This is a genomic window from Mesorhizobium sp. 01N446 (genome assembly GCF_056399285.1).
Window position 1 is genome coordinate 84,302 of the sequence record NZ_JBFTRA010000005.1, and the last position, 26,537, is coordinate 110,838.

Sequence of the window (26,537 nt, forward strand, 5' to 3'; positions counted from 1 at the left end):
GATTTCGGAAGCAGACATGATCAAGACCTACGGCATCGCCTATGTGACGACGGCAGTCGTGTTTCTGTGCATCGATGCTGTCTGGCTGACGGTGATGAGCAGTCGGCTTTACAAGCCGCTGCTGGGGCCGATCCTGCTCGATGATTTCAACGTCAAGGCGGCAGCACTTTTCTACGTCATCTACATCGCCGGCGCCGTCTATTTCGCGGTGCTGCCCGCCTTTCAGAGCGGATCATGGACGAGCGCGGCGGTGAACGGCGCTGTGTTCGGCTTAAGCGCCTACGCCACCTATGATCTGACCAACCAGGCGACGCTCAAGAACTGGCCCGTCGCGGTCACCATCGCGGATATCTGCTGGGGAACCGTGCTCACCGCAATCGCGGTGACGGCGGGGTTTCTCGTCTCAAGTGCCTTGTCGCGACCTGCGTAGCAGTCGTCAGCGCTTGGCTGGGGGACTGATCAGGTTCATCACGAGAAGACCGATGAAGGCGGTAAGCGTGCCAGCGCTCAGGGCGTTCATCTTCAGAAAACCCGCATATTCCTCGGTCGAATAGAGATGGACGGGCGCTCCGTAGCGTCCATGCAGGACCGTAAAGGCCAGCAGGCCGACCGCCGCTATGGCGATGGCAATGGCACGTTCGCTCGGCCGAAACAGGACAAAGCCGAGCAGCACGCAGGGCAGCAGAAAAATCTCCACGCCGGAACCGACGCCGAATACCCTGGCACTAAGCACCGTGTTGCCGATTCCGGCGAGCGGCAGCAATGCACGCCCGGCACGGCCGTTGGCGCGACCCATTGCCGGAACCGCCAGGAAGAACGGCGTCGAAAGGAATGTGTAGAAGGTTGGCGCGATTTCGGGGCCCACGGACCAGTAGACATAGAGCGGATAGAACGGCTGGTTCCAAAGCACGACCAGAGCGACCAGATTGGCGGTGGCCACGAGTGGATCGTCATGGGCGAAGTAAGCCTTCGCCGCGTTCCAGAACGTCCTCACCATTCCCGATCGGGCCGGCGTTTCCAATCTCATGTAGCCGCGCGCAGGCGATAGTGGCTGACGCCCCACTCCTCGCCGTTCTTGTGTCCAAACAGCCCGGCGGTGGCAAGGAAGAACAGACGCCAGCGCCGTCGCCAGATCAAGGCCTCCTTGCCGTAGACCTCGGCGAGGATGCGATCGACCTCGGGCAGGTTGGCGTCCAGATTGGCGAGCCACTGGTTGGCGGTGCGCTGGTAGTTTCGGCCATTCCACCGCCATTCCTGCTCGACGTCGAACAGAGCGGAGAATTGCCGGATCAGATCGTGGCTCGGCATGATGCCGCCGGTGAAGAAGTGCTGCGCAATCCAGTCGGACTTGTCGCGATGGTCGAACCGGTAGGACCGGCTTTTGTGGGTGAAGACATGGATGAAAAGCCGCCCCTCCCGCATCAGCCAGCTATGCACGCGTTCGAGAAGCTTTTGCCAGTTCGACATGTGCTCGAACATCTCGACCGAAACGATCCGGTCGAACATGGCGTTCGGATGAAAATTGTTCATGTCGGCCGTTGTGACGCGAATGTTTGCCAAGCCCCTCTCCCGAGCCTGCGCCTCGATGTACGCCCTTTGTGGTGCCGAGTTGGAGACCGCCATGATCCTGGCGGCGGGAAAACGCTCTGCCATGAACAATGTCAGCGAGCCCCAGCCGCAGCCGAGTTCGAGGATGTCCTGGCCGTCGGCGAGATCGGCGTGGGCAACGGTTTCCTCCAGCGCCAGCAGCTCGGCCTGCGCCAGGCTTTCGTCTCCGCGACGGTAGAGACAGGAGGAGTATTTTCGAAGCGGCCCGAGCACCAGCCCAAAAAAAGCCGGCGGCAATTCGTAGTGCTGTTCGTTGGCGGCTTGCGTGTGCTCGGCGATCGGATGATCGGCCATGGCGCGAACGAAGGCCTGCTCGTAAGTGGTGGGGCTCTCCAGGAGGCTACGGCGCGTGCGACCGACCAGGAAGTCGATGCCCGTTCGGGTCACGGAATCCGGAAACGGGCTGCGTTCGACGGTTCGTATGGCGGATGCGATGAGACTCACGACACTCGACCTTTCGATGTCTGTGGAGGGATATTGCGGGACGGCCCCAGCCAGAACGCATTGACGCGCGCCTGGTAGGCACGGAATTTTTCGCCACGCGATTTCAGCATGTGCGCTTCGAGCGGCGGGATGCCGGATACATGAACCAGGAGCCAGTACATGAAGATCGGGCCCGATAGGGCGACCCAGCCCCACGGGTAAGCGCCGGTGAGGTCCAATGCGATCGCGACATAGGCCAGCCAACCGAACCACTCGAAGAAATAGTTGGGATGGCGCGAAAGTCCCCAGAGCCCAACGTCGCAGACCTTTTCCCTGTTGGCTGGATCTTGACGAAACCGCGCGAGCTGGTGATCGGCCAGGCCTTCGCCAAGGATGGCAGCCACCAGAATGGCAACACCCAGCCAATCGCCGATTTGCAATTGCGATATCGGATTGCGGGCCGCGGCAAAGATCGACAGCGAAAGCAGCAGAGCAGCACCGGCCTGCACCTGCAAAAATAGAAAAAGCCGGCGTGGGAAATCCCTGCCCCACTCGCCGCGCAATTGCGCGTAACGCGGGTCGTCGCCGCCGTGCCGGGTTCTGGCGACTATATGCCAGCCTAACCTGAGCGACCAGATCGCCGCGAGCAGGGCGACGATGACAGGCCTGGTCGGCGACTGCTGCCAGCCGGACAATGGAACCAACGCCATGGCGATGCCGGCGCCGCCCACCGCAAACGACCAGATCGCATCCACCCAGCCGGACTTGCCGCTTCGAATGGCAATCGCCCAAGCCGCCGACATCACAAGCGACAGGCAAATGCCTACACTGATAAACAAGCCTGTAAACGTCACATCGTAGCCCTGAACGATCATGGATGTCTGTTAGGCGAGTTACGGATCAAGGTGCCGGCAAGTTTCTCGCTCCCTTGCAGTTTTGCCGGACACGCATCGCGGACGACGGCAAAATTCGAACCGGCAAGCCTGCCACAAGCTTGTTGAGGCATGGTCCGGCTAAGGAAACCCTGCAAAAGGCGGACTTTCTTGGCGATTTCTCCACCCAGCGACATCGTTATGGATGTCGCCCGAGCTGCCGATCCGATGGATATCGAGGCTGCCCGCGCCGCGCTGACCAAGCGTGCGGGCGGTGCCGCCGGCACGTTCTCGGTCGACACTGCGGCATCCGTCGATGCCGGCTCGATCCTGTCGCGCGCCACGGCTGACAAGGCGGCGGCGACAGCCGATCCGGCCAGGAAATTCAAGAAATTCGAGGCGATGGTCCTGCAGACCTTCATCCAGAACATGCTGCCCAAGGACACGGAGGGCGTCTACGGCACGGGTCTGGCTGGCGACATGTGGAAGTCGCAACTCGCCGAGCGCGTCGCCGACGTGATGGCCGAGCGCGGCGGCATCGGCATCGCCAAGTCGCTGCTCGCCGACCACTATATGGACGGCAAGCGCAAGGTGCCGATCGGCCCGGTCTCAAACGGACCGGAAAAGACCGAGATCGATCAGCAAACCCGTCTGTCCACCTCGCTCGTCCAGGAATTGCAGCGCAAGGCCGCCAGGTCGATGACCGGCGACGAGACAACCATAAAAACAGACATCAAGATCTAGGCTGGGAAACACCATGACCGACTCTTCCGAATTCACCGCCAACCTGCCGGCGCGCACCACCGCGTCGGAAGCTCCGATCCCGTTCGCGCGGCCCGGAAACCTTGCCGCCATCATCGGCCGCATCGAGGAGGTGGTCGAGGAAGAGACGGCCGGCATCCGCAGCGACACCAGCTATGATCTCAAGGCATCGAACGCCCGCAAGAGCCGCTATCTCTATGAGCTGACCCGCGCCATGAAGGGCGGCAGCGAAGCCGAGTTCCTCGAACAGCACCGCGAGGGCCTCACCCGGCTGCGCCAGAAACTGGCGAAGAACGAGGCGGCGATCCTGGCGCATCTGAGCGCCGTCAACGAGGTTGCCGGCCTGCTGCGCAGTGCCATCCAGCGCGCCGAAACCGACGGCACCTACTCCGCCGGCGAATTCGGCCGGATGAAAGGCTAGGGCATGATCCCGACGGGCTCTGAATGATCAAGATCATCGCCATCGCGGTCTGGGTCTGCGCCGCCACGCTCGGCGCCGTCTTCTATTCGTTCCAGGCAGCCGGCGAACGCGGCGTCGGCGAGAAACCCAAGCCGATGCTGGGCGGCCTGGATTACGTCAAGACCGACGTCATTTCGGTGCCTCTGATCCGCGACTCCAAGATCGGCGGCTATTTCCTGGCCAAGCTCGTCTACACTGTCGAACCGGAGCAGATAAAGAAACTGTCTATCCCGGCCGAGGCACTCATCACCGACCAGGTCTACAGCTACCTCTATGCCAATCCCCAGATCGACTTCACCAAGAAGGCCACGATCGACCTCGATGCCTTTCGCGCCGCCATCCGCGACACCGTCAACGCCCGTGTCGGTGCGAACTTGGTGCATGAGGTTCTGGTCGATCAGGTCAATTTCCTGAGCAAGGACGAAATCCGCGACAACTGGCTGCGCCGCCGGCAGGATTCCGACACCGTGGCTGCCGAGACCGCCAAGCCTGCCGAAGCGGAAGCGCCGCCGGCCCACTGACCGCTGATGCTCCAATTGCTGGTGCGGCGATAGGAACCAGTCGTCGCAATTCGCGTTGACGTAAACGTCAATCCAAAGCTATATGCGGCAGCGATTGTAATCGCCTCAGAGGCAGCATGGGCTTCGGTCGAACCGAAGCGCCGTCGCGCGACAGATGCAACCAGACAGGAGAACAGCGTGAGCGTTCAGGAGATTGCCGAGAAGATCAAGTCGCGCGTGGCCAGCAGCGGGTTTGATCGTTCCGTGAAGTTCGACACCGGCAGCGACGGCGTCATCGTCATCGACGGCGCGACCGTCTCGAACACCGATGCCCCCACCGACTGCACCATCAAACTCTCGCTCGACGATCTCGACTCGCTGATCGCCGGCGACCTGAACCCGACCATGGCGTTCATGACCGGCAAGATCAAAGTCGAAGGCGATATGACGGTGGCCATGGCGCTCAGCCAGTTGATCGGCTGAACACCCGGCAACCCAATAAATCATGTATCATGAAAAACGCCGCCTTTTCGGGCGGCGTTTGTTTGAGGAGTGACGGGTTGATGCCTCAGGCGGCCATCGTCGGCGCCTGTGCCTTCAGCTTGCGGCCGCAAGCCTTCAGCGTGCCGTGGACGCCATCGAGCGCGCCATCCACCAGTTCGAGCGCCAGCAGGCGATGCCGTTCATAGGGGCCAGGCATGGCCAGCCTGCCCGTCTTGTCGGCCGAGAAGCCGAAACGTCCGTAATAGGGCGCGTCGCCGACCAGCAGGATCGCCGCGTGGCCGAGACGCGCCGCCTCGGCCACGGCATGGCGCATCAGCGCCGAGCCGATGCCGGCATTCTTGAGCGACGGATCGACGGCGAGCGGGCCAAGCAGCAATGCCGCCGGACCACCCTCGCCCAGCCTGACGTCCCACAGCCGCACCGTGCCGGCGACGCCGCCCGACGTATCGCGCGCGACGAAGGCCAGGCCTTCCGAAGGCCGCCGGCCACGCCGCAGCTTCTCCGACGATTTTTTCCGCCGCATCGGCCCCATGGCGCGATCGAGCAAGGCTTCGCGTGCCGCGACATCGGCAACGGTTTCGGCGACCAAAACGAAGGCCGGCGCATGAGCTACGATTTCAACTGACATTTCCATTTCCGCAATCCCTGGCAAGCGGAGATCTGTTCCACAAGCGAAGCCGGGCGGACGACATGCGCCCGCGCCGGATGATCCGATCGGTTCTCAGCGCATTTTCGGGCGAAGTGTTGGCCGAAAAGGCGCCAAATAAAGAACCGTCAGATCACGTAGGATCGGAGAGGCTCGAAGCCGTTGAAAGCGACCGCCGAGTAGGTGGTCGTGTAGGCGCCGGTGCCTTCGATCAGCACCTCGTCGCCGATCGTCAGCGACAGAGGCAGCGGATAGGGTGTCTTCTCGTACATCACGTCGGCCGAATCACAGGTCGGGCCGGCGAGCACGCAAGGCGCGGTCTCCGAGCCGTCATGGCGGGTGACCAAGGGATAGCGGATCGCCTCGTCCATCGTCTCGGCCAGGCCGCCGAACTTGCCGATATCGAGGAACACCCAGCGCACATTGTCATTGTCGGCCTTCTTCGAGATCAGCACGACTTCCGACTTGATGACGCCGGCATTGCCGACCATGCCGCGGCCCGGCTCGATGATGGTTTCGGGAATGGCATTGCCGAAATGCTTGCGCAGCGCCGAGAAGATCGCCTGGCCATAGGCCTGGGCGGCCGGCACGTCACGCAGATAGCGCGTCGGGAAACCGCCGCCCATATTGACCATCTTCAAGACGATGCCTTCCTCGGCGAGCGTGGCGAACACCTTCTTGGCGTCGGCCAGCGCACGGTCCCAGGCGGTCAGGTCGGTCTGCTGCGAGCCGACATGGAACGACACGCCATAGGCATCGAGGCCGAGGCCCTTGGCATGGCGCAGCACGTCGACGGCCATCGCCGGCACGCAGCCGAACTTGCGCGACAGCGGCCATTCTGCGCCTTCGCCGTCGGTCAGCACGCGGCAGAACACGCGCGCGCCGGGAGCGACGCGGGCGATCTTCTCGACCTCCTCGACGCAATCGACCGCGAACAGGCGGATGCCGAGCAGGTAGGCGCGTGCAATGTCACGCTCCTTCTTGATGGTGTTGCCGAAGGAGATGCGGTCCGCGGGCGCACCCGCGTCCATCGCCATCTCGACTTCGGCAACGGAAGCGGTGTCGAAGGACGAGCCCATCGCAGCAAGGAGGCGCAGGATTTCCGGCGCCGGGTTTGCTTTCACCGCATAGTAGATCTTGGAATCGGGCAGCGCCTTCTCGAAGGCGCGGAAATTGTCGCGCACGACATCGAGGTCGACGACGAGGCAGGGGCCGGACGGACGTCGGGTGGCGAGGAAGTCGAGGATGCGCTGGGTGGCCATCGGATATCTCCATCACGCCTCTCGGCGCGCACAAGGGTGCGGACGCGGGCTGTCGGCCTCGCGAACACGCGGTCAAACAAAGGCGGGACGGAAATTCCATGGAACCAGCCGGTGGAGACCCCGGAACCATGAAACGCCGTCTCGCGGCGATGAACCTCGGCCTTGCCCGGCTTCGGTCCGCTTTGTCTGCCTTGGCTTGGATTGGGAGAACCCCGTTCCGCACTGCCGGCAATGAAGGTGTGCCTCTTCAGTAACCCCGGTCTTTGGACAACCGGCAGAGAACCAGAAAGGCCCGCACCGTCGTTGCTTCAAGGTGTCCTCGGGCTGGCGGTTGGCCGCTAGACCGACTGGAGGGGTTAGCTCCAGTTACCTTACCGATTTCCCTCACCATTCGAGGATCGGCGGACACCCACAGGCACGTGCGACTTTGGGCAAGCGCGATATATGGCTGGTTGCCGTCACAATCAATAAAAATCGTATCCAAGGTTGTAAAATTTCCGGCATCGAACAATGTAGGTGCAACCGTATCCGGATATCGAACGATGACAGGCACGCACGGCCCCTACAACGCCTTCCTCGATCTTCGCCAGATGCCGGTGGCCCATGCCGAACTCGGCCCGCTCGCCGGCCTGCGGCTGGCCGTCAAGGACATTTACGACGTCGCCGGCTATCGCACCGGCTGCGGCAATTCCAGGAAATTCGCCGAAAGCAATGCCGCCTCGCGCACGGCGCCGCCCGTGCAGACGATTCTCGATGCCGGCGCGCGCTTCGTCGGCAAGACGCAGACCGACGAGCTGGCCTTCGCGCTGTTCGGCCAGAACGCGCATTTTCCGTTTCCGGTGAACCCGGCGGCACCCGACCGCGTCACCGGCGGCTCGTCTTCCGGATCGGCATCGGCGGTGGCCGGCAGGCTGGCCGACATCGCCACCGGCTCCGACACCGGCGGCTCGATCCGCGCGCCTGCAAGTTTTTGCGGCCTGATCGGGCTGCGCACCACGCATGGCCGCATCGCCCTCGATGGCACCATGAAGCTGGCGCCGAGCTTCGACACGTTCGGCTGGTTCGCCGACGACATCGAGACCTACGAGACCGTCGGCAAGCTGCTGCTTGGCCGCGACCCGCATCAGCATTCCCTGGACCGCCCGATATCGCTCCCCTGGCTGGACGAGATGGTCGCTCGCCCCGTACTTGCCGAATATGCCGGAATGAAGGCGCTGGCGGGCGCGGTTTTCGGTACGCCGGCAATATCGACGACCAGCTTCAGCTCTTCCCCTGACGAGCTCTACTGGTGCTTTCGCCGGCTGCAGGCCAGGGAAGCCTGGGGCGTGCATGGCGAATGGATCACCAGCGGCGAGCGCGACCTTGGCCCCGGCGTCGAGGAGCGTTTCGGGTTTGGCCGCGCCGTCGACGACCGCACGACACAGGCCGAAAAAGTGCGCCGCCTGACCTTCCGTGGTGAACTCAGCGCCCTGCTCGGCAAGGACGGCTTCCTTGTCCTGCCCACGGTGCCGGGCCCGGCGCCCTATGTTGACTCGACACCGGAACAGTTCAAGGCCTATCGCGAGCGCGCCCTGCATCTTCTGTGCCTCGCCGGCCTCTCCGGCTTTCCGCAGATCACCTTGCGCATCGGTTCCGTCGCCGGCGCGCCGTTCGGCCTGTCGCTGTTAGGCCCTTCCGGTAGCGACATTGCCCTGATACGGCTCGGCCGAAAACTTCTCGACGCAGCACAAAGGGCCTGACCATGGACACACTGACCCGCATGCGCGCCTTCATCGACGTCGTCGAGGCCGAGGGCTTTTCGGCGGCGGCGCGCAAGATCGGCCGTTCCAAGGCGCTGCTGTCGAAATATGTGCGCGAGCTGGAGGACGAGCTCGGCGCCCTGCTGCTCAACCGCACCACGCGCCAATTCTCGATGACCGAGGCCGGCCACACCTATTATCGGCGCGCCTCGGAGATCGTGCGCGAGGTCGACAGCCTGGCCGACGCCGTGCGCGAATCCTCCGGCGACGTGCGCGGCCGGATCAAACTGTCGGCGCCGCGCACCTTCGCCGATGCGCCGATCGGCCAGTCGCTGATCGACTTCGCCAAGCAGCACCCCGACATCGTGCTCGACATCCAACTCGACGACCGCTTCGTCGACCTGGTCGAGGAAGGCTTCGACCTCGCCGTGCGCATCTCGCGCCTGGAGAATTCGTCGTTGATCGCGAGACGCCTGGCGCCGTTTTCAGTGAAACTCTGCGCCTCGCCCGAACTGATCGCCAAGCATGGCATGCCGACGCGGCCGCAGGATCTCGGCCACATGCCCTGCATCGTCGACACCAATGGCCGCGGGCTGAACAACTGGGCGTTCAAGGGCGACAACAACGATCAGCTGAGCGTCGCGGTGACAGGCCCGATCGAGGTCAACAGCCCGATGGCGGCGCGGGCCGCGGCCTTGTCGGGGCTCGGATTTTGCATCCTGCCGGATTTCATAGCCTCGCCCGATCTCAAGAGCGGCCAGCTGGTGACGGCGCTCGACGACCGCATCCTGTCGGGCGGCGGCATCTTCGCCGTCTACCCGCACCGCCGCTATCTGCCGGCCAAGGTCCGTGTTTTCGTCGACTTCCTGGTGCAATGGTTCAGGACGCGTGAGGTCACCTGACCTGCCTATGGCTGCGCACTTTTGGGTGACACGCTTTGAAGTTGTGCGTGTCATGATCCCAAAATCGCTGCGCACTTTTGGGTGACACGCACGGGCGGTCCCAATTTCGCCCCCTTTCTGGTAACCTTCGGTTTCTCTCCAAAGCCAAGGGAATCGCGACCGGGAATGCAGTTCAAACGGCACGCAATCATATTGGCTTCGGCCTTGACCGCGACCTTTGCCGCGACGGGTCCCGCTTACGTGCATCCGCACGTCTTCGCCGAGGCACGCCTCGACGTCATCCTCTCCCCGGATCACCAAAGTGTGAAAGCGCTGCGCCATCTCTGGCGCTTCGACGACCTGTTTTCGAGTACGGTGATGATGGAGTTCGACAAGAACTCCGACCTGAAGCTTGACGACAAGGAGCTGAAGGAGGTCGCCGACACTGTTCATGCCTCTCTTGCCGAATTCAACTATTTCCAGCTCGTCACGCAGAACGGCAAGGACGTGACGATGGTGCCGCCTCCGCATCTGATGGCCAATTTCGACAACGACCAGCTGATCATCCTGTTCGAGTCCGAACCCAAGGAGCCGATCAAGCTGACCGGCACGATCGACATCGGCGTCTACGACCCGACCTTCTACACGGCGATCGACTTCACCGAGGATTCCAACATCACGGTTGCAGGCCTGCCGTCGAATTGCACCAGCAAGGTGGTCCGGCCGGACCCGGATGAAGCCATCAAGGAAAACCAGAAGACCTTGACGGATGCCTTCTTCAACGACCCGACAGGCACCGACATGAGCAAGATCTTTGCCACAAAGCTCGAACTGACCTGTCAGCCAGAAGGATGAAGCCGGTGACGAAACCGTCCCTGCGTTTGGCATTCGGCCTGTTGGCCCTCGCCTTTGCCGCAATGCATTTCGCCAACGCCGCGCACGCCCAGTCCTCGCTCGGCATCGGCGTCAATGACGGCATGGCGCCCACCACCGGCCCGTTCGCCCACATCCTGATGTGGATCAACCTTAGACAGCAGGAATTCTATCGCGCGCTGGCGACGGCCATGAAGGCGATGCGCCAGGACAACAGCAAGCTCTGGGTGCTCATCGGCCTGTCCTTCGCCTATGGCATTTTCCATGCCGCCGGCCCCGGCCACGGCAAGGCGGTGATCTCGTCCTACATGGTTGCCAATGAAGTGGCGCTCAAGCGAGGCATCCTGTTGTCCTTCGTGTCGGCCCTGCTGCAGGGCCTGACGGCGATCGCCGTCATGCTGCTCGCCTATTTCGTCCTGCGCGGCACCACCATCTCGATGACCGACGCGGCCTGGTTCATGGAGATCATGAGCTTTGCCCTCGTCACCCTGTTCGGCGCCTGGCTGCTGTGGCGCAAGCTTGGTCCGTCGATCCTGCGCCTGTTCGGCAAGGCGCCGGCCTACAGCCTGTCGGCGGCTCACGCCGGCCATTCGCATGGTGGTCACTCACATGCCGGCCACTCTCACGCCAGTCATTCCCATGCCGGCCATTCGCATGCCGCGCACAGCCATTCGGCACATGCCCATTCGCACGCCCTGCATAGGCATGACGACCACGACCATGCGCATGGCCACTCGCATGACCATCACGACCACGCCGCGCATGACCACCATCACGACCATGGCGCGCACGATCATGCCCATCATGACCATGCGCATCACGATCACGCGGCAGGTGAAGTCTGCGAAACCTGCGGCCACTCGCATGCGCCCGATCCGGCGCTGCTGTCGGGCGACCGTTTCGACTGGCGCACCGCCTGGTCGGCGGTGGCGGCGGTCGGCATACGCCCCTGCTCCGGCGCGCTTATCGTGCTGAGCTTCGCCTTGCTCAACGGGCTCTGGCTCGGCGGCCTGCTGTCGGTGCTGGCCATGTCGCTGGGAACCGCCATCACCGTCTCGGCGCTGGCGACGCTTGCCGTGACAGCCAAGAACTGGGCGGTGTATTTCGCCGGCGACGGCCGCATGGGCAACCGCATCCATTCGATCGTCGAGATCGGCGGCGCCGCCTTCGTCTTCCTGTTCGGATTGTTGCTGCTGTCGGCGAGTTTGACGGGCAGCGTCTGAGCCTTCTACATCCCATCGAAATGGGATGGCAAACTCCTAGCCAGGAATCTGACCATTCAGCTCATCCTCGATATGCGCGCGGATGATCTCGTCGAAGCTCTTTTCAGCAGTAAAGCCGAGTTCCCGTGACCGCTTCGCCTCGAAGCGGGTCGGCCAGCCCTTGACGATCGCCCAGACCGTCTCGTCCGGCACCTCGCGGATCAGGTCTACCGTCTTCGGCCCGGCGATGCGCTCCAGCGCCTCGATCTGCTCGCCGACGCTGACGGCGACGCCGGGCATCGTCAGATTGCGGCGCGGCCCGACGGCGGTGCTGTCGATGTTTGCCGCATGGATCAGGAAATTCACCGCGGAGCGCGGGCTGGCATGAGTGTGCACGACCGAGCGCGGCACCGGCAGGATCGCCTCTTGCCCGCTCAACGGCTCGCGGATGATGCCGGAGAAGAAGCCGGAGGCCGCCTTGTTCGGCTTGCCCGGCCGCACGCAGATCGTCGGCAGGCGGATGYCGATGCCGTCGAAGAAGCCGCGCCTGGAATAGTCGGCGAGCAGTGCCTCGCTCATCTGCTTCTGCGTGCCATAGGAGGTCAGCGGTGTCGGATGGAAGTCATCGGGGATGACATCCGGGAACGGCGCGCCGAACACGGCGATCGACGAGGTGAAGACGACGCGCGGCGCAAAGTCCGCCAGGCGGATGGCATCGAACAAGGCGCGCGTGCCGTCGAGATTGACGCGGTAGCCGAGATCGAAATTCGCCTCTGCCTCGCCCGACACGATGCCCGCGAGATGGAAGACGACATCGGGGCGCGACGCGACCAGGCTCTCGGCGGCACCCGCCTCGGCAAGATCGCCGGTATGGGTGTTGATGCTGACGCCATCCATGGCCGGGGCCTGCGGCTGCACGATGTCGTGCAGATCGAGCGCGGTGATCTTTTCGGCCCGCAGCGTGCCGTCCTTGGCCAGCCGGGCGATGAGCTTGCGGCCGACCATGCCCGCGGCGCCGGTGATCAGAATACGCATGTCAGAATTCCCTTACTTGCCCTGATTTTTGCGCTGGCTGCGCGCGCGCAGCCAGAAGACGAGGAAAAACGCCAGCACGAAGACAATGCCGAAAATGCCGGCGAGCACCGTCGAAAGGCTGCCGAGCGCCAACATAATGGTCGGCAGGTAGAAGGCAGCGATGCCGAACAGCAGCATGATCCACAGCGCCGCGATGGCGGCATTCCTGGTGTCGCGGTCCATCATGCGGCACCGGGGCAGCGGGCATTCGTCAGGCTGGCTTTCAAGATTTTGGAACTCCTGGGACAAGGCGGTCGATATCGATGGACGCAACCTAGTGGTAGTGGCCGTGATGCGGGGCCGCATCATGCTCATGGTCGTGGTCGTCGGCCTCGTCGGCGCACTGGCCGAATTCCGGCTCCACGGTGGCATGGCTGATGCCGTGCTCGCTGGCAAGCCGCTTCTTGATGGCGCTGACGGCCCAATACGCATCGACGCCCTCATCGAGGCAGGCATGCAGCGTCGCCATGTTGCTGGTGCCATCGAGCGACCAGACATGCATGTGGTGTACTTCGCGCACGCCCTGGATCGTGGTTTCCAGGTCCCTTGCGATGAGATCGCGGTCGAGGGTTGGCGGCACGCCCTCGAGCAGCACATGGGCGGCGGCGCGCAACAGCGAACAGGCCGTCGACAGGATCAGCAGCGAGACCAGCACCGACAGGATCGGGTCGATCGGCGTCCAGCCGGTCGCCAGGATCACCACTGCCGCCACGATCGCCGCCGCCGAGCCGAGCAGGTCGCCCAGCACATGCAGGATGGCGCCGCGCATGTTGAGGCTTTCGCGGTCGCCGCCATGCAGCACCAGGAAGGAGCCGATATTCACCAGCAGGCCAAGGATCGCCACCACCAGCATCGGCCCCCCCAGCACCGGCGCCGGAGTCAGCAGACGGGCCCAGGCCTCGTAGACGATCCACAGCGCGATGACGAAGATGGCGATGCCGTTGGTGTAGGCGACCAGCGTCTTGACGCGGCCGAAGCCGTAGGTGAGCTGGCCGGTCGCCGGCCGCCCGGCAAGATGGAAGGCGTACCAGGCAAGGCCGAGCGCGATGGCGTCGGCCAGCATGTGGCCGGCATCGGCCAGCAGCGCCAGCGACCCGGTGAAGAGCCCGCCAAGCGCTTCCGCCACCATGAAGCCCGCCGTCAGGCAGGCAGCGATCAGCACGCGCTTCTTGTCGGTCGCGCCATGCACATGGCCGGCGCCCCCGTGATCATGTCCATCGGGATCATGCCCGCTATGGTCGTGGGTGTCCGCCAATGGCAGCTCCTGTCATGCGCCCCAAGCCGGACTTAAGCGCCGAATTCCGCGCGACAATCCTCGAGCCGCCGCTTCTGCTGGCCGTCGCCGTCGAAATTGGCCGGATCGAGCCACGCCACATAGGCCTTGCGCAGGGCCGGCCATTCCTTGTCGATGATCGAATACCATGCGGTGTCGCGGTTTTCACCCTTGACGATGAGGTGCTGGCGGAAAATGCCTTCGAACTTGAAGCCGAACCGTTCGGCGGCCCGCTTCGACGGCTCGTTGCGGTTGTTGCATTTCCATTCATAGCGGCGGTAGCCGAGCTCGTCGAAGATGTATTTCATGAACAGGAACTGCGCTTCGGTCGCGCCCGGCTTGCGCGAAATCAGCGGCCCCCAATAGATGTTGCCGATCTCGATGACGCCGTAGGCGGGATCGATGCGCATCAGGGTCTGACGTCCGGCGACCTTGCCGCTGGCCTTGTCGATGACGGCAAAGAAGAGCGGGTCCTCGCTCGCCTCGACCTTGTCCAGCCACGGCTGGAAGGCCGCGCGCGTTTCCGGCGGATAGTCAGGCAGCCAGGCGAAGCGGCCGTCGACATCGGATACGGAAGACGCTTCATAGAGCCCGTCACCATGTTTTGCGGCGCTCAGCGGTTCAAGCCTGACATAGCGGCCGTCGATCGCCTTGCGCTCCGGTCGCGGGCGCGGCTGCCAATCTTTGAGATTTTCCGACACCGAAGACTCCAATCCGTTTGACTTTTGCGGGCCGAAGCTCACAAAAACGCAACCCCACAGTAAGAACCACACGGACGGGAAAAATGCTCCACACGATTTCGGCCTTCGACCGTCTCGGCGAGGAAAATGCCTTCGCGGTGCTCGCGAGGGCGACCGCACTTGCCCAACAGGGCCGCGACATCGTCAATCTCGGCATCGGCCAGCCCGACTTCAAGACGCCGCAGCACATCGTCGAGGCCGCGATCAAGGCGCTGCGCGACGGCCACCATGGCTACACGCCGGCCAACGGGCTGCTGGCGACGCGCGAGGCGGTGGTGCGGCGCACGCTGACCACCACCGGCGTCGAGGTGTCGCCCGAGACCGTGATGATCCTGCCCGGCGGCAAGCCGACCATGTTCGCGGCGATCCTGATGTTCGGCGAACCCGGCGCCGAGATCCTCTATCCGGATCCCGGCTTCCCGATCTACCGTTCGATGATCGAGTTCACCGGCGCGGCCCCCATTCCCGTGCCGATGCGCGAGGAGAACGGCTTTGCCTTCTCGGCCGAGGAGACGCTGGCGCTGATCACCTCCAAGACCAGGCTCTTGATCCTCAACTCGCCGGCCAACCCGACCGGCGGTGTGACGCCGCGCGCCGAGATCGAAAAGCTGGTCAAGGGGCTGGAGAAGCATCCCGATGTCGCCATCCTTTCCGACGAGATCTACGACGTCATGACCTATGACGGCGAGACGCATTGCTCGCTGCTCGGCTATCCCGAGATACGCGACCGGCTGATCGTGCTCAATGGCTGGTCCAAGACCTGGGCGATGACCGGCTGGCGCATGGGTTGGTCGATCTGGCCGAATGGTGACAAGGGCGCGCATCTCTACGACAAGGTGCGCAAGCTCGCGGTCAATTGCTGGTCCTGTGTCAACGCGCCGAGCCAGTTCGCCGGCATCGCCGCCATCGACGGCCCGCAGGACGACGTCGACACCATGATGCGCGCTTTCGACCGCCGCAGGAAGGTCGTCGTCGAGGGCCTGAACGCCCTGCCCAATATTTCCTGCATCACCCCCAAGGGCGCGTTCTACGCCTTCCCCAATGTCTCGAAGACCGGCTGGAAGGCCAAGAAGCTCGCCTCCGCTTTGCTCGACGAGGCCGGCGTGGCGCTGATCGGCGGCCCTGATTTCGGCATTCTCGGCGAAGGCTATGTCAGGCTCTCCTACGCCAATTCCGAGGAGAACATCTTGCGCGCGCTGGAACGGATCGGGGCGTTCCTGGCGAAGTAGACCTCAAAGCAGGCCGGAACCCTTCCGGATGGTTTTCGACCGGCTGCCATGTCGATGTCATGAGCCGTCCGGAGGCTCGCGGCCAAGACTGGGCGTACAGGTTTGGAATGGTTACGGTCCTGAGATCAGGATCGAACCGGGGTGCCCTAGATGTTCTATGCAATCCTTGCCTACCACGTGGAAGATGCGATCAAGGCGCTGACGCCGCAGGAGGATGCGGCGTTGATGGCCGAGCTGCTGAAGATCAACACCCAGCTTCATGAGGCAGGCACGCTTGGACCGTCCGCGCGTCTGGGGGCGACACAGGATGCCGTGACACTGCGCGGCCCAGGCGACGGCGTGGTCATCGACGGTCCTTTCGCCGAGACCAAGGAACAATTGCTCGGCCTCTATGTCGTCGACTGCGCCACGCGGGACGAGGCCATCGCCATCGCCCGCGACCTTCGCCGCGTCAATCCGACCGCCGTTTACGAGATCCGACCCATTCTGCTTTTCAAGCCCGGCGTGCCGCTGGCAGGCAAATAGGCCGGTGGTGCCTCCAGCGTCCGCTGTTCACCCGCGCCCGACGAACGGCATCTTGGTCGCCATCACCGTCATGAACAGCACATTGGCCTCGAGCGGCAGGCTGGCCATATGGACGACGGCATCGGCGACGTGCTGGACATCCATCACCGCTTCGGCTGATATCGAGCCATTGGCCTGCGGCACGCCGACGGTCATCGGCTGCGCCATGTCGGTCAGGGCGTTGCCTATGTCGATCTGGCCGCAGGCGATGTCGTAGGGACGGCCGTCGAGCGCCAGCGTCTTGGTCAGTCCGGTGATGGCATGCTTGGTGGCCGTATAGGGAACCGAGCCCGGGCGCGGCGCATAGGCCGACACCGAACCGTTGTTGATGATGCGCCCACCCATCGGCCGCTGCTTGCGCATGGCGCCGAAGGCGGCGCGGGCGCACAGGAACGAGCCGGTGAGATTGACGCCGACGATATCGTTCCACACCTCGACCGGGATCTCATCGATCGGCGTCGACTTGTAGCCCATGCCGGCATTGTTGAAGAGCAGGTCGACGCGGCCAAAGGCTTCCGCCACCGTCTCGAACAGATCGTCGACTTCACCGGCCTTGCTGATGTCGCAAGCGACCGCCAGGGCCTTGGCCTCGGTCCGGCCGGCTTCGGCGACCGCGGCGTCCAGCACCGCTTTGCGGCGGCCGCAGAACACCGTGTTCCAGCCGGCCTTGAGTAGCGCCGTGGCGACGCTCTTGCCGATGCCCGTGCCGGCGCCGGTCACGATGGCGGTTCTTTGCTCGGTCATGGCGGATATCCCCGACTGATTTTTCAGGATTTGGCTCGGGCAAAGGCATCGCAAATGACGGCAGCGATGGCAAGCGGACCTGCTTGAGCATATCCGCGAAAATGACGCTCGACTTTCGGAGAAAGCCCCAGCAAGGGCCGACAAAAAGGGCGGTCATTGGCGACCGCCCTGATCTGAACCGGGCTTGGGAGGAGGAAAAGCCGATCCGACTGTGTAGAATCATGCGCTTCCTGAGTTAACGAAAGGTTAACGCCGAAAAAGTCTCCCTGTGCCGTTTTTGGCCTACCAGCGCGGGTTGGGCGATGTCCCTGCTTTGGCTGGCACCTTGGCCGCCGAAACTGTCGCCTCCACATGGTCGACCAGCGCGTCCGGCAAACCGAGCCGGCCGGCGAGCAGGTCGAGATAGCCGCGCTCGGCGCGCGTGTCGGGATCGATGGTGAGGCGCGACGCCGTATAGAGTTCGAGCTTCTGCGCGTCGGTCTTGGCCTCCGCCACCAGCGTGTCGAGGTCGAGTGGCCGCTCCAGCTCCGCCATCAGGAATTTCTCGGCATCGGAGCCGATCCCCGAAAGGCTGAGCTTGCCGGCGATCTTCTTGCGCTCCTCCTCGTCGACATGGCCGTCGGCCTTGGCCGCCGAGATCATTGCCCGCACCAGGGTCAGCGTGAATTCGTCCTCGCCTTGCGGCGCCTGCGACGGGTGGAAGGCGGTGTCCTTGGGCGGCGGCAGCAATTCCGGTTCGCCGTCGGCGCGCGCCTGCTCCGGCGCATTGCCGGCCTTGTAGTTCTGGTAGGCCTTGTAGGCGAGGCCGCCGATCGCGGCCAGCCCACCCAGCTTCACCGCGGCACCGGTCACCTCGCGGCCGGCACCTGTTCCAAGCAGCACTGCCGCAAGCGCGCCGGCGGCCAGCGGATTGTCCTTGGCCATCTGCACCGCTTGTCCAGCCTTGTCGCGGACGGTGCCGCTGGTGCCGGGAATTTGCGAGCCGAGCAGATCGTCGAGAAGCTTCTTGGGATCGAACATTCAGTGCCTCCAGCATGTGCCCGGCCGAACGGGCAGGTTTCGAACGCCGAAGACGTAGGTCCCGAAACCTGACATTGCAATGACAGGCCGCCGCTTTGCCGGGGGTTCCGCTGGCCCGATCAGGAGCCGATATGCGGCCCCTTGCCCCGCGCCTGCGCAAGCTCGACCTGCCGCTGACGCTCGGCATAGCGCTGGCGGTCCTCGTCGGTGCGGGCGTCGAAACAATGCGGGCAAGAGATGCCGGCGACATATTTCGGCGACACCAGTTCGCTTGCCGTCAGCGGATGACGGCAGGCGCGGCAGAGTTGCGCGTCACCCTCGGCGAGACCATGCGACACCGAAACCCGCTCGTCGAAAACGAAGCACTCGCCTTGCCACAGGCTCTGTTCGGCCGGCACCTCTTCGAGATATTTGAGGATGCCGCCCTTGAGATGGAACACGTCCTCGAAGCCGAGCGACTTGACGTAGGCGGTCGCCTTCTCGCAGCGAATGCCGCCGGTGCAGAACATCGCCACCTTGCGGCCTTCGAGTTCCGACCGGTGCGCTTCCACCCAGGCTGGGAATTCGCGAAAGCTCGCGGTCGCCGGATCGAGCGCGCCCTTGAAGGTGCCGATTGAGACCTCATAGGCATTGCGCGTGTCGATGACGATCGTGTCGGGTTGCGAAATCAGCGCGTTCCAGTCGGCCGGCACGACATAGGTGCCGGCACTCGCCACCGGATCGATGTCCTCGACGCCCATAGTGACGATCTCGCGTTTCAGCCGTACCTTCATACGGTGGAACGGCATGTCCGCGGCTGCGCTGTACTTGACCTCGAGGCCCGCCAGGCCGTCGATGGCTTCGATATAGTCGATCAGCTCGGCGATCGCGGCCTCACTGCCGGCGACGGTGCCGTTGATGCCTTCATGCGCCAGAAGCAGCGTGCCCTTGATGCCGCGCCCGCAGCAGAAGGCGGCTAGCGGCGCGCGCAGCGTCTCGAAGGCGTCGAGCCGGGCAAACCGGTAGAGCGCGGCGACGCGGACGGGCTGGGATGGGGCGGACAGTGTCATTGCCAGAGCAACTAGACGCTCGTAAAAGCCGATTCAAGGCGAAACGGGTTTTGGCCGGTGTCATAGCCCCGTTGGCAAAGAGCCCGTAAGCTGGCCGACGGCGCGTGACACCGCGACGCGACGGGTTTCGTGGACAGGCAAACACCCGTCTGCTAATCGGTTGAAATCACCCTAAAGCGCGTCGCGCTTTAGATCTTTGTTTTATGTATGTCGTTGTCCAAAACCGAGATCATTTTTGGACGACATGCATCAGGCTATGGAGAGACAGATGCCGAGCAAGACCGAAAAACTCCTGTCGCTCCTCAACGGCCAGCCGGTCATTCCGGTGCTGAAGATCAATGATGTCGCCAACGCGGTGCCTTTGGCCCGAGCCCTGGCGCGCGGCGGCCTGCCGGCGATCGAGATCACGCTGCGCACCGCCGATGCGCTGGAAGCGATCCGTCGCGTGGCGGCCGAAGTCGAGGAAGCCATCGTTGGCGCCGGCACCATTCTCGACAGCAAACAGTTCGATGAAGCAGCCGCTGCCGGATCGCGCTTCATCGTCAGCCCCGGCATCACGCGCGAGCTTCTGGCGGCCGCAACCGACAGCGAGGTTCCGCTGCTGCCCGGCGCCATCACGCCCGGCGAGATCATGACCGCGCGCGAGGCGGGCCTGCGCTTCCTGAAATTCTTTCCGGCCGAGCAGTCCGGCGGCATCGCCTCGCTGAAGGCCTTCGCCTCGCCGCTCGCCGACGTCAAATTCTGCCCGACCGGCGGCATCACCGGCAAGAATGCCGCCGACTATCTCAGCCTGCCCAACGTCATCTGCGTCGGCGGCTCCTGGGTCGCGCCCGACGACATGGTCAAGGCCGGCAAATGGGACGAGATCGAAGCGCTTGCACGCGCCGCCAGCCAGCTCCGGAAATAATCGGGTCCTCGTTCACCAGGGCAAAGGGCCGTTCTCGTCGAAATAGCCGCCGGTCGGTCCACCGGCCTTCAGCGTCGCCAGTTGCACGATGACCCCGGCTGCCTGCTGCACCGTTCGGCCGCCTCTGTGCGCATTGAGGTCCGTCGCGGTGTAGCCGGGTGCGGCGGCGTTGACCATGACGCCGCGCGGCGACAGCTCCCGCGCGAAGGCCACTGTGATGGAATTGAGCGCGGTTTTCGAACTGCCATAACCCATGACATTGGGCGACTGGCTGTTGCCGGCGGCACGCGCGATCGAGCCGAGATAGCTGCTGACCATGACGATGCGGGCGGCGGGCGCTGCCAGGAGCAGCGGCAGGAAAGCCTGGGTGACGCGAACCGGGCCGAAGACGTTGACCTCATAGGTGGCCTTCATGTCAGCGACATCCTCGCGGCTCGGCGGCCGTTCGTAGCGGCCGTCCGGACCAAGTGCGTCGACATAACCGGGCGCGATGCCGGCATTGTTGACCAGTGCGTCGAGGCTGGATACCCGCGCCATCAAGGTTCTGGCCGCCGCCGCCACGCTGTCGTCGCTGGCGACATCAAGCGCGAGCCATTCGGCGTCGAGCCCCTCATTGCGCAACGCCTTGGCCGCGGCCTCCCCGCGCTCGGGATCGCGAGCGCCGAGCCATACCTTGAACCCCATGGCAGCAAGCCGGCGAGCGGTCTCGAGGCCGATACCCTTGTTGGCGCCGGTGACCAGCGCAGTCATGTTCGTCGTCATGTCCAGATCTCCTTCTTGATGGCCTAGACATGACGTGCACCGGCCGATTTCGCGCGCCGAATACTCGCACCCTCTTGCCTGATCCTCTCAACCAGTTGCGCGGCGTGCATGGATCGGCAATGCTCAGGACATGGAAGAAGCCCTGCACGAATTGATCGCGGTCGCCGGCCGCCATGCACATGGGCGGCGCACCAGAACGGCCATACCGCGTGTCACCATCGGCCGCAGCGAGGTTCCGACCCCGCCTCTGCCCGAGCTTTGCCAACCGACTGTGCTGTTCGTGCTGCAGGGGACCAAAACGGTGCTGATCGGCGACCGCACGCTTCGCTATGGCGCCGGCAGCTATTTCGTGTACGCCGTGGAGACGCCCGCCACCAGCCAGCTGATCGAGGCGAGCAACGCCCGCCCTTACATGGCCATCGCCTTCGCCCTCGATATCGAACTGATTGCCGGCCTGCTTATCGACCACAAACCGGCGGTCGACGGCGATAGCTTCGTGACCAACCGGTTGGATGACGAACTGCTCGATGCATGGCGCCGCATGCTGCGGCTGCTCGACCGCCCGGCCGAAATTCCGGTGCTGGCGCCCATGCTCGAACGCGAGATCGCATTCCGCCTGCTGCAAGGCCCGCAAGGCGCGAAGCTGCGCCAGCTTGCGCGTGCCGACGGCCGCCTGTCACAGATCCGCCGCGCCACCGCCTGGATACGATCGCACTACAACGAGCCTATCGACGTATCGGAGCTGGCCGCGCTGGCACATATGAGCAACGCTTCGTTTCACCGTCACTTCAAGGCGGCAACCGCCATGAGCCCGATCCAGTATCAGAAACAGGTGCGGCTGCTGGAGGCGCGTCATCTGCTGATCGCCGAGCCGGGCAGCGCCACGCGTGTCGCCTTTGCCGTCGGCTATGAAAGCGCATCCCAGTTCAGCCGGGAATATGCGCGCCATTTTGGACTGCCGCCGGCGCGTGACGCGGCGCGGCTTCTGGCCAGGGGCGAAGCAGCCACGCTGGAAATTGACTGAAGCTCGGAACCAGAGGTGGCGTCAGCTGGCACATAAAAGCCCGGCCGACTCTCGCCGACCGGGCTTTTCCGGATCCTGGCAGTTCCGGATCGTGTCAGTGGCAGACCCTGACCTTCTCGACCATCCTGTGGTGGTGAACCCAGTGCGTGACCAGCCTGGTCCTTTAGTGATGCTTGCCATTCTTGATGATCACGGTTTCGGCTTGTGATGGAGCGATCGCGGCCGAAGCTGCCGCCAATGCCAGAACTGACGCCAGTAGAATCGTCTTCATGAATATCTCCAGGTTGGAACGTACGCACCCCAACCCGGAAATGAGGGAGCCGTTCCGGTCTCACGAGAAGTTCAGCCGCCTGTGATCCCCAGGATCGCGGCATCGCATCTGCCATCCCCAGAAAAGCAAAAAGCCGCGCCGGTTGCCCCGCGCGGCTTCTGTCGTATCTGGCCAGCCGGTTACTTCGTCTGGAAGCGGGCGACCGACAGGAACTTGACGGCGTTGCCGGTGAAGCGGCTGGGGTCTGGCGCCTGGGCGTCGGTCTGGAAGCCGGCCGTATAGACCTCGCTCGGCGGCGTGTGCACGATATTGTAGGCGTAGCCAGGCGCCGTCGTCGCGCTCGAAACGGCGGCGACCTTGTCGCCGCTGGTCAGCGCCCAACGGGCCGCCTGGGGCGCGGCGGCGACCACCATGGCCCTGGGACCTGGCTTCTGGTCGCGGGCGGTGGCCCTGGCTTCCTTGCGGGTCGTCTTCACGCCGGCGCCGATCGCGGCGGCCGGATCTGACCCGGCGGGACGGGCGGCAACGGCCTGACGCGGCGATGCGGCATCGACACCTGACGGGTCGTTGAAGGCCGAGCGCGGCTCTTCGGCCAGCGACGCAACCTTGTATTCGTCGGCATTGCCGACCTGCTTGTATTCGACGGCATTGCCGACCTGCGCGTTGGCCTCTTCGAGCACGGCCTTGACGGCGTCCGGCTTGGCCGGCTCGGGCCGTGCCGAGGGCAGCACCGAGAACGCATCCGTCGCGGTCTTGCCCTGTTCGGCCGTATCCGCCAGCGCCATCAGCACATCCTTGCTGGGCGGCGGCGCGAGATCCGCCGGCAGCGTGCGTTCGGGACGCCATGTCGGCAAGGGAATGTTGTTGACGGCAACCTGCGCCGGATCGGCGGCAGCCGCAGCCGCGAGCGCTGCGGGGTCAGCCTTGCCGAACGGCATGTTCGCCGGCGCCTGCGCGGTCGCCACGGCCTGCTCGGTGGTCGCGGTCGCATCCGCCATGGCAAACGGAACGTTCTCAGGCTGCGCGCCGACGTCGACCTTCGGCCGCGGCGCGAAATCAGGCAGCGGAATCTCCTTGGCCGGCAGCGCGGCGATGATCGTCTCCGGCGTATCCTTTTCCGGTTCCGGAGCCTGCTCCTCGGCAATCTGCGGAATGTTGGCGCGCTGCGCCTTCTCGGGCGCCACGATGGCGATGCCCGGCAGGTTGCTGCTCTTGGCGCTCGCGGTCGGCTTCAGGTCTCTCGGCTTGGGCGCAGGGGCGGCCGAAGCGGTCTCGACATCGGCGCTGTCATCGGCTTCGTCGTCGCCGCCACCGCCGAACAAAGCGGAAAGGAAGCCGCCGGATTTCTTGCCGCTGCCGCCGCCGGCGCTGGCCAGTTCGATGTTGGGCGTGCCCGAACCCTTGCGGGCCTTATAGGAGGCAAGCGCCTGCTCATAGCCGGGCAGCGGCCGGCCGTCGCTCGGCACATGCAGCGTCTTGCCGTTGGGGAACAGGCTGACCAGTTCCTGGCGGCTGATGCCGGGCCAGTGGCGCACATTGCCGACATCCATGTGGACGAACGGCGAACCGGAGGTCGGATAGTAGCCAACGCCACCGCCCTGCATCTTCAGGCCGATGTTGCGCAGCTTCTTCAGCGGCACGCCGGGAATGTAGAAATCCATCGCCTTGCCGAGCATATGCTGGCTCTTTTCGGCGACACCGCGGCTGCGGCTGCGCAGCATCGAATTGGTCGCCGGCGAACGATAGCCGCACACGACCTGGATATAGTCGGTGGCGCCGCTTTCGCGATAGGCTTCCCAGACCAGGTCAAGGAGGCGCGGATCCATCTTGGTCGGCTCATTGCGGCGCCAGTCACGCAGGATGATGTTGATCTTGCGCAGACCCTCGGGAACGTAGCGGCCGTTGCGCTTGTAGACGATCTCGGCCTTTTCGTGCGTGTGCAGGTGATAGAGCTTCAGCGAACGCGTTTCAGCGCTGGCGCCCGTGGCCGCCGCGGCAACAAAACCAAAAGCGACAATCATCGCTGCCAGCCATCTCGGCCAGACGCTCAGATGATGATGACGCCCGTTTGTGAGTCGTTCGATTCTGTTCAAATCAAAAGGCCTTGCAGGCTGCCGTTTGTCCCCGGATTTGCCCAAACGGACGTGTCGTTTTCACATCCGAATATCGATCCTAATGGTTAATCATCGCTTATTGAAGCCGAAATGCGGTAACACCATGGCGATATCCCGTCAAAAATTGTTCACAAGATTTCTTGGTAAACCGCTGGTTTAGATCAGGATTCCGGCTTTACCCGAACACGATCTGTTACCGTTAGCCTTAATGCGTGAACAGAGCTGTCCACAGGCATGCCATATTCCGGCCGAAACCTCGATAGAGCGCCAAACCTGCCATTGCAAGCTGGTCCCGGCCTTGCGTCGAAGGCATACCGCGAAAAAGGGGCCTCGTTTTGGCGGAGCGACACGCGCAGGAACAACGACCTAGAACGCGTCGCGTGAATCCGCTTCTACGTGATGTGCTTCAGGACGCGAGGCGGTCGACGCGGCCCGTCTCGGGGTCGATACCGTATTCCTTGAGCTTGCGGTAAAGCGTCGAGCGGCCGATGCCTAGGCGGCGCGCGACTTCGCTCATCTGGCCGTTATAGTGGTCGATGGCGAGCTTGATCATCTCGAGTTCGACATCGGCAAGCGCGCGCACATTGCCGCGTTCGTCGAGCGCCCGCAGCGTGCCGAATCTGGGCTGAAGCACAGCCGGCCGATCCGGCTCCGCGGCTGGAGCGGCGTCGCCGGCCGCCCCTCCCTCGTCGCGGAGCTCCGGAGGCGATGAGAGGCGAGGTGCCGCGTCGTCCGTTTCGAGATTGACGGTGCCTTCCACCTGCGCGCGGATCTGCGGAAAATCATCGACATCGAGCACGTCGCCTTCACACAGCACCGAGGCGCGGAAGACGGCGTTCTCGAGCTGCCTTATGTTGCCCGGCCAGTCATAGGCCTGCAGCACGGCAAGCGCTGCTGCCGAAATGCCGCGCAGGCGATGGCGCGGGTCGGCGGGCGCCACCTTCTCCATGAAATGCGTGACCAGATGCGGAATGTCGTCGCGGCGGTCGCGCAGCGGCGGCACGAAGATCGGGTAGACATTGAGCCGGTAGAACAAATCCTCGCGGAACTTGCCGTCCTTGACCTGCTGCAGGAGGTTGCGATGCGTCGCCGAAATCAGCCTGATGTCGACCTTGACGGTCGAACGTCCGCCGACCGGATCGACCTCGCCCTCCTGCACGGCGCGCAACAGCTTGACCTGCACATCGAGCGGCAGGTCGCCGATCTCGTCGAGGAACAGCGTGCCCGAATGCGCTTCGACGAACTTGCCGGTGTGCTTGTCGGTGGCGCCGGTGAACGAGCCCCTCTCATGGCCAAACAGGATCGATTCGACCAGATTGTCGGGAATGGCGCCGCAATTGACGGTGACGAAGGGCTTCGAACGGCGGTCACCGCTGCCCTGGATGGCGCGCGCCACCAGTTCCTTGCCGACGCCGGATTCGCCTTCGATCAGGATCGGGATGTTGGAAGCCGCCGCCTTCTGGCCAAGGCGTATCACCCTGTCCATGGCCGAACTGTGGGTGATCATATCCTTGAAGGTCAAAAGGCCGCCGCGCTTGCGCGACGTGCGCTTGACCTCGCCCTCGACCGCCTCGACCTTGAGCGCATTGGCGATCGAGGCTTGCAGCCTGTCGGGTGACGCCGGCTTGACGACGAAATCGAAGGCGCCGTGGCGCATCGCCGACACCACGGTTTCGATGCCGCCCTGGGCGGTCTGCACGATGACCGGGACGGTGATCTCGCGCTCGCGCATCGCTTTCAGCACGCCGATGCCATCGAGGCCGGGCATGACCAGGTCGAGGATGACCACGCAGATGTCGCGGGCACCGGGCCCATCGAGCACGTCGAGGCCGGCCGCACCGCCGTCAACGACGATTGCCGTGTGGCCGAACCGCGTCACCGCCGCCTCGAGCAGCCGGCGCTGCACGGGATCGTCATCGACTATGAGTATGGAACCTGTCATGACTGTCTTGAACTGCCCGCGCCCGAAATCCCCATGGATCATCTTGGCACAGGGTTCTAAATAAGGTTTCAAAAAACCCGGTGAACGAATTC

28 protein-coding genes are annotated in these 26,537 nt (G+C 63.8%); 13 read left to right on the forward strand and 15 right to left on the reverse strand.

Annotated features, from left to right (window positions below; all coding sequences use genetic code 11):
* Positions 1–19 precede the first annotated feature (19 nt).
* The gene (locus AC1DPX_RS19675) at positions 20–430 is read left to right on the forward strand and encodes a DUF2177 family protein (protein ID WP_202359308.1); all 411 of its coding nucleotides are present in this window, start codon (positions 20–22) and stop codon (positions 428–430) included.
* Positions 431–436: 6 nt separating this feature from the next.
* Here the strand turns inward: AC1DPX_RS19675 and AC1DPX_RS19680 are convergent, their stop codons facing one another.
* The 3 genes from AC1DPX_RS19680 to AC1DPX_RS19690 are packed head-to-tail and all read right to left on the reverse strand — an operon-like array spanning position 437 to position 2,906.
* Entirely contained in the window at positions 437–1,027 is a 591-nt protein-coding gene (locus AC1DPX_RS19680; protein ID WP_477238948.1) for a hypothetical protein, read from the reverse strand.
* Complete coding sequence (locus AC1DPX_RS19685) at positions 1,024–2,052, reverse strand: SAM-dependent methyltransferase (protein WP_202358040.1); 1,029 nt, start codon at positions 2,050–2,052, stop codon at positions 1,024–1,026. The genes AC1DPX_RS19680 and AC1DPX_RS19685 overlap by 4 nt, the downstream gene beginning before the upstream one ends.
* Positions 2,049–2,906 (reverse strand): DUF1295 domain-containing protein, encoded by an 858-nt coding sequence (locus AC1DPX_RS19690; RefSeq protein ID WP_202358039.1) that lies wholly within the window; start codon positions 2,904–2,906, stop codon positions 2,049–2,051. The genes AC1DPX_RS19685 and AC1DPX_RS19690 overlap by 4 nt, the downstream gene beginning before the upstream one ends.
* A gap of 129 nt (positions 2,907–3,035) precedes the next feature.
* Here AC1DPX_RS19690 and AC1DPX_RS19695 point away from each other — a divergent pair, with 129 nt between their 5' ends.
* The 4 genes from AC1DPX_RS19695 (at position 3,036) to AC1DPX_RS19710 (ending at position 5,108) form a co-directional block, all read left to right on the forward strand.
* A complete protein-coding gene (locus tag AC1DPX_RS19695; protein ID WP_202358038.1) occupies positions 3,036–3,647 on the forward strand; it encodes a rod-binding protein in 612 nt (203 codons plus the stop codon).
* 13 nt (positions 3,648–3,660) lie between these two features.
* Positions 3,661–4,086, forward strand: coding sequence for a hypothetical protein (locus AC1DPX_RS19700; RefSeq protein ID WP_202358037.1), 426 nt, complete (start codon positions 3,661–3,663; stop codon positions 4,084–4,086).
* Between the two features lie 23 nt (positions 4,087–4,109).
* On the forward strand, positions 4,110–4,646 hold the full coding sequence (locus AC1DPX_RS19705; protein ID WP_477238950.1) for a hypothetical protein: 537 nt from the start codon (positions 4,110–4,112) through the stop codon (positions 4,644–4,646).
* 177 nt (positions 4,647–4,823) lie between these two features.
* The gene (locus AC1DPX_RS19710; RefSeq protein WP_013529756.1) at positions 4,824–5,108 is read left to right on the forward strand and encodes an SCP2 sterol-binding domain-containing protein; all 285 of its coding nucleotides are present in this window, start codon (positions 4,824–4,826) and stop codon (positions 5,106–5,108) included.
* An 85-nt stretch (positions 5,109–5,193) separates the two neighbouring features.
* On the opposite strand, the gene AC1DPX_RS19715 is transcribed toward AC1DPX_RS19710, so the two are convergent.
* Positions 5,194–5,763, reverse strand: coding sequence for a GNAT family N-acetyltransferase (locus AC1DPX_RS19715; RefSeq protein WP_477238952.1), 570 nt, complete (start codon positions 5,761–5,763; stop codon positions 5,194–5,196).
* Positions 5,764–5,903: 140 nt separating this feature from the next.
* A complete protein-coding gene (gene odc2, locus AC1DPX_RS19720) occupies positions 5,904–7,037 on the reverse strand; it encodes an ornithine/lysine decarboxylase (protein ID WP_477238954.1) in 1,134 nt (377 codons plus the stop codon).
* A gap of 542 nt (positions 7,038–7,579) precedes the next feature.
* On the opposite strand from odc2, the gene AC1DPX_RS19725 reads away from it, so the two are divergent.
* From AC1DPX_RS19725 to AC1DPX_RS19740, 4 genes are all read left to right on the forward strand, one after another.
* Complete coding sequence (locus AC1DPX_RS19725; RefSeq protein ID WP_477238956.1) at positions 7,580–8,776, forward strand: amidase; 1,197 nt, start codon at positions 7,580–7,582, stop codon at positions 8,774–8,776.
* Between the two features lie 2 nt (positions 8,777–8,778).
* Positions 8,779–9,678, forward strand: coding sequence for a LysR family transcriptional regulator (locus tag AC1DPX_RS19730; RefSeq protein WP_202358032.1), 900 nt, complete (start codon positions 8,779–8,781; stop codon positions 9,676–9,678).
* 165 nt (positions 9,679–9,843) lie between these two features.
* Complete coding sequence (locus AC1DPX_RS19735; protein ID WP_202358031.1) at positions 9,844–10,512, forward strand: DUF1007 family protein; 669 nt, start codon at positions 9,844–9,846, stop codon at positions 10,510–10,512.
* Positions 10,509–11,753, forward strand: coding sequence for a nickel/cobalt transporter (locus AC1DPX_RS19740; protein WP_477238958.1), 1,245 nt, complete (start codon positions 10,509–10,511; stop codon positions 11,751–11,753). Before AC1DPX_RS19735 ends, AC1DPX_RS19740 begins: the two co-directional genes overlap by 4 nt.
* A 36-nt stretch (positions 11,754–11,789) precedes the next feature.
* Here the strand turns inward: AC1DPX_RS19740 and denD are convergent, their stop codons facing one another.
* From denD to AC1DPX_RS19760, 4 genes are all read right to left on the reverse strand, one after another.
* A complete protein-coding gene (denD, locus tag AC1DPX_RS19745; RefSeq protein WP_477238960.1) occupies positions 11,790–12,767 on the reverse strand; it encodes a D-erythronate dehydrogenase in 978 nt (325 codons plus the stop codon).
* Positions 12,768–12,779: 12 nt separating this feature from the next.
* On the reverse strand, positions 12,780–12,992 hold the full coding sequence (locus AC1DPX_RS19750; RefSeq protein ID WP_202358028.1) for a hypothetical protein: 213 nt from the start codon (positions 12,990–12,992) through the stop codon (positions 12,780–12,782).
* A gap of 88 nt (positions 12,993–13,080) precedes the next feature.
* Positions 13,081–14,061 (reverse strand): cation diffusion facilitator family transporter, encoded by a 981-nt coding sequence (locus tag AC1DPX_RS19755; protein ID WP_477238962.1) that lies wholly within the window; start codon positions 14,059–14,061, stop codon positions 13,081–13,083.
* 32 nt (positions 14,062–14,093) lie between these two features.
* Entirely contained in the window at positions 14,094–14,780 is a 687-nt protein-coding gene (locus tag AC1DPX_RS19760) for a GNAT family N-acetyltransferase (protein ID WP_202358026.1), read from the reverse strand.
* Between the two features lie 83 nt (positions 14,781–14,863).
* Between AC1DPX_RS19760 and AC1DPX_RS19765 the strand changes: the two genes are divergently transcribed.
* Positions 14,864–16,048 (forward strand): pyridoxal phosphate-dependent aminotransferase, encoded by a 1,185-nt coding sequence (locus tag AC1DPX_RS19765; RefSeq protein ID WP_202358025.1) that lies wholly within the window; start codon positions 14,864–14,866, stop codon positions 16,046–16,048.
* 150 nt (positions 16,049–16,198) lie between these two features.
* Entirely contained in the window at positions 16,199–16,573 is a 375-nt protein-coding gene (locus tag AC1DPX_RS19770) for a YciI family protein (protein ID WP_202358024.1), read from the forward strand.
* 27 nt (positions 16,574–16,600) lie between these two features.
* Here the strand turns inward: AC1DPX_RS19770 and AC1DPX_RS19775 are convergent, their stop codons facing one another.
* From AC1DPX_RS19775 to trhO, 3 genes are all read right to left on the reverse strand, one after another.
* Entirely contained in the window at positions 16,601–17,356 is a 756-nt protein-coding gene (locus AC1DPX_RS19775; RefSeq protein WP_477238964.1) for an SDR family oxidoreductase, read from the reverse strand.
* A 282-nt stretch (positions 17,357–17,638) separates the two neighbouring features.
* On the reverse strand, positions 17,639–18,376 hold the full coding sequence (locus AC1DPX_RS19780) for a tellurite resistance TerB family protein (protein WP_477238966.1): 738 nt from the start codon (positions 18,374–18,376) through the stop codon (positions 17,639–17,641).
* 119 nt (positions 18,377–18,495) lie between these two features.
* Complete coding sequence (trhO, locus tag AC1DPX_RS19785) at positions 18,496–19,425, reverse strand: oxygen-dependent tRNA uridine(34) hydroxylase TrhO (RefSeq protein WP_477238968.1); 930 nt, start codon at positions 19,423–19,425, stop codon at positions 18,496–18,498.
* Positions 19,426–19,693: 268 nt separating this feature from the next.
* On the opposite strand from trhO, the gene AC1DPX_RS19790 reads away from it, so the two are divergent.
* Positions 19,694–20,332, forward strand: a complete 639-nt coding sequence (locus tag AC1DPX_RS19790; RefSeq protein ID WP_477238970.1) for a 2-dehydro-3-deoxy-phosphogluconate aldolase — start codon at positions 19,694–19,696, stop codon at positions 20,330–20,332.
* A gap of 12 nt (positions 20,333–20,344) precedes the next feature.
* Here AC1DPX_RS19790 and AC1DPX_RS19795 read toward each other — a convergent pair whose 3' ends face one another.
* Complete coding sequence (locus AC1DPX_RS19795) at positions 20,345–21,094, reverse strand: SDR family NAD(P)-dependent oxidoreductase (RefSeq protein WP_477238972.1); 750 nt, start codon at positions 21,092–21,094, stop codon at positions 20,345–20,347.
* A gap of 130 nt (positions 21,095–21,224) precedes the next feature.
* Here AC1DPX_RS19795 and AC1DPX_RS19800 point away from each other — a divergent pair, with 130 nt between their 5' ends.
* Positions 21,225–22,118, forward strand: coding sequence for an AraC family transcriptional regulator (locus AC1DPX_RS19800; RefSeq protein ID WP_477238974.1), 894 nt, complete (start codon positions 21,225–21,227; stop codon positions 22,116–22,118).
* Between the two features lie 450 nt (positions 22,119–22,568).
* Here AC1DPX_RS19800 and AC1DPX_RS19805 read toward each other — a convergent pair whose 3' ends face one another.
* Positions 22,569–24,410, reverse strand: coding sequence for a peptidoglycan L,D-endopeptidase MepK (locus AC1DPX_RS19805; RefSeq protein WP_477238976.1), 1,842 nt, complete (start codon positions 24,408–24,410; stop codon positions 22,569–22,571).
* Between the two features lie 499 nt (positions 24,411–24,909).
* Positions 24,910–26,445, reverse strand: coding sequence for a sigma-54-dependent transcriptional regulator (locus tag AC1DPX_RS19810; protein ID WP_477238978.1), 1,536 nt, complete (start codon positions 26,443–26,445; stop codon positions 24,910–24,912).
* Positions 26,446–26,537 lie beyond the last annotated feature (92 nt).

Coding starts and splice junctions, on each gene's coding strand:
- AC1DPX_RS19695 (WP_202358038.1), top strand. CDS start 3,036: ATGGTCCGGCTAAGGAAACCCTGCAAAAGGCGGACTTTCTTGGCGATT.
- AC1DPX_RS19800 (WP_477238974.1), top strand. CDS start 21,225: ATGGAAGAAGCCCTGCACGAATTGATCGCGGTCGCCGGCCGCCATGCA.
- trhO (WP_477238968.1), bottom strand. CDS start 19,425: ATGACACTGTCCGCCCCATCCCAGCCCGTCCGCGTCGCCGCGCTCTAC.
- AC1DPX_RS19735 (WP_202358031.1), top strand. CDS start 9,844: ATGCAGTTCAAACGGCACGCAATCATATTGGCTTCGGCCTTGACCGCG.
- AC1DPX_RS19725 (WP_477238956.1), top strand. CDS start 7,580: ATGACAGGCACGCACGGCCCCTACAACGCCTTCCTCGATCTTCGCCAG.
- AC1DPX_RS19705 (WP_477238950.1), top strand. CDS start 4,110: ATGATCAAGATCATCGCCATCGCGGTCTGGGTCTGCGCCGCCACGCTC.
- AC1DPX_RS19730 (WP_202358032.1), top strand. CDS start 8,779: ATGGACACACTGACCCGCATGCGCGCCTTCATCGACGTCGTCGAGGCC.
- AC1DPX_RS19765 (WP_202358025.1), top strand. CDS start 14,864: ATGCTCCACACGATTTCGGCCTTCGACCGTCTCGGCGAGGAAAATGCC.
- AC1DPX_RS19680 (WP_477238948.1), bottom strand. CDS start 1,027: ATGAGATTGGAAACGCCGGCCCGATCGGGAATGGTGAGGACGTTCTGG.
- AC1DPX_RS19690 (WP_202358039.1), bottom strand. CDS start 2,906: ATGATCGTTCAGGGCTACGATGTGACGTTTACAGGCTTGTTTATCAGT.
- AC1DPX_RS19740 (WP_477238958.1), top strand. CDS start 10,509: ATGAAGCCGGTGACGAAACCGTCCCTGCGTTTGGCATTCGGCCTGTTG.
- AC1DPX_RS19775 (WP_477238964.1), bottom strand. CDS start 17,356: ATGACCGAGCAAAGAACCGCCATCGTGACCGGCGCCGGCACGGGCATC.
- AC1DPX_RS19700 (WP_202358037.1), top strand. CDS start 3,661: ATGACCGACTCTTCCGAATTCACCGCCAACCTGCCGGCGCGCACCACC.
- AC1DPX_RS19770 (WP_202358024.1), top strand. CDS start 16,199: ATGTTCTATGCAATCCTTGCCTACCACGTGGAAGATGCGATCAAGGCG.
- AC1DPX_RS19715 (WP_477238952.1), bottom strand. CDS start 5,763: ATGGAAATGTCAGTTGAAATCGTAGCTCATGCGCCGGCCTTCGTTTTG.
- AC1DPX_RS19790 (WP_477238970.1), top strand. CDS start 19,694: ATGCCGAGCAAGACCGAAAAACTCCTGTCGCTCCTCAACGGCCAGCCG.
- AC1DPX_RS19795 (WP_477238972.1), bottom strand. CDS start 21,094: ATGACGACGAACATGACTGCGCTGGTCACCGGCGCCAACAAGGGTATC.
- AC1DPX_RS19810 (WP_477238978.1), bottom strand. CDS start 26,445: ATGACAGGTTCCATACTCATAGTCGATGACGATCCCGTGCAGCGCCGG.
- AC1DPX_RS19805 (WP_477238976.1), bottom strand. CDS start 24,410: ATGATTGTCGCTTTTGGTTTTGTTGCCGCGGCGGCCACGGGCGCCAGC.
- AC1DPX_RS19780 (WP_477238966.1), bottom strand. CDS start 18,376: ATGTTCGATCCCAAGAAGCTTCTCGACGATCTGCTCGGCTCGCAAATT.
- odc2 (WP_477238954.1), bottom strand. CDS start 7,037: ATGGCCACCCAGCGCATCCTCGACTTCCTCGCCACCCGACGTCCGTCC.
- AC1DPX_RS19750 (WP_202358028.1), bottom strand. CDS start 12,992: ATGATGGACCGCGACACCAGGAATGCCGCCATCGCGGCGCTGTGGATC.